This is a genomic window from Citrobacter sp. wls717 (genome assembly GCF_005280955.1).
Lineage (GTDB): Bacteria > Pseudomonadota > Gammaproteobacteria > Enterobacterales > Enterobacteriaceae > Citrobacter > Citrobacter werkmanii.
The window spans coordinates 1-667 of sequence record NZ_SZWW01000028.1 but is presented as its reverse complement, the minus strand read 5'-3'; the positions used below and the strand labels follow the sequence as shown (position 1 = coordinate 667).

1 protein-coding gene is annotated in these 667 nt (G+C 46.9%); it reads left to right on the top strand.

Annotated elements, in window-relative coordinates:
• The first annotated feature begins 258 nt into the window (after nucleotides 1-258).
• Nucleotides 259-624 carry a DUF805 domain-containing protein gene (locus FDX09_RS14260; RefSeq protein WP_038642883.1) on the top strand — a complete coding sequence of 122 codons (366 nt, stop codon included), beginning with the start codon at nucleotides 259-261 and terminating at the stop codon, nucleotides 622-624.
• Nucleotides 625-667: the final 43 nt, after the last annotated feature.

Here is a 667-nt window from a genome sequence, read left to right as displayed (position 1 = left end):
GCCCTTTACACGTTCACAGGAATCGATGTCTCAGAGAAACGATGAACATAAGGTGAACGGAACCCTTTCTCTGAGAGCGCATATTCATAACGTCTACCACACTGGCGATAGTTTCTGAAACTAAGGCGTTCACTGATAAGTATTACCCATCAGCGGGCCAAATAATTAACACATCAAACATTTACCATCATTTCATTCACAGCTATTCTTAATTTGATTGCTTTAAAAACAAGTAATTGAATGCAGAACGAGGCAAAAATGGATTGGTATTTAAACGTATTAAAGAATTACTTTGGTTTTGGTGGTCGCGCGCGTCGTAAAGAATACTGGATGTTTGTGCTGGTCAACATCATCTTCACGTTCGTGCTGGGTATCCTGGACAGAATGCTTGGCTGGGAACGCGCCGGAGGGGAAGGCATCTTAACGACGATTTATGGGGTTCTGGTGTTTATCCCCTGGTGGGCGGTACAGTTCCGGCGTTTGCATGACACCGATCGTTCAGCCTGGTGGCTGCTGGTGCTGCTGATCCCGATCGTTGGCTGGTTGATTATCATCATTTTCAACTGCCAAAACGGGACACAGGGGAGCAACCGCTTCGGGCCCGATCCCAAACAGTTATCCTGACGTAGCATATGTAGATGCCTGATGGCGCTGCGCTTATCAGGCC

Bases quoted from the DNA above. Each gene is read 5' to 3' on its own strand.
- FDX09_RS14260 (WP_038642883.1), top strand. From the start codon at position 259: ATGGATTGGTATTTAAACGTATTAAAGAATTACTTTGGTTTTGGTGGT.